This window comes from Lysinibacillus sp. G1-3, from assembly GCF_056322905.1.
Window position 1 is genome coordinate 1 of sequence record NZ_JBWHYQ010000059.1, and the last position, 463, is coordinate 463.

The window sequence follows — 463 nt, forward strand, 5'->3', positions numbered from 1 at the left end:
TAAGGAGACAATGATTTTAATAATCGCTTAAAATTAGTACCTTTATAATTCGGAATGGTTGGCCCTGCGTATACAATTTCGCCTTTTTGTTCATCAACAACGCCTGCTGATGAAATACCTATGACAGGTTGGATCAACTGATATTGCTTCATATATCCTGTTACAATCTCATATACTTTGTCAGTAATAAGCTCACTTTTGTTGTCCGGCGTTGGTATTTGTTGATAGTCAAACATATTCAATTGCTTATCAATAACTGCCGATTTAATTTGAGTGCCTCCAATATCGATTGCGATGTAATACACCTTACTCACTCCATTTCTATTGATTTTGAAAAACATTTTCATTAATTATACATAAATATGACTACAATTTTCAAAAAGATATTGTTACATTTTATGATAGCGTTTACAATTATAGCTGTAAACTATATTATCAAATGATTTTTGGAGGGACTTCATAC

1 protein-coding gene is annotated in these 463 nt (G+C 31.5%); it reads right to left on the reverse strand.

Translation table 11 applies throughout. The features are described from left to right. On the reverse strand, positions 1–305 hold a 305-nt coding region (locus ACVYAD_RS25105; protein WP_476428292.1), incomplete at its 3' end, for an ROK family protein. Positions 306–463: the final 158 nt, after the last annotated feature.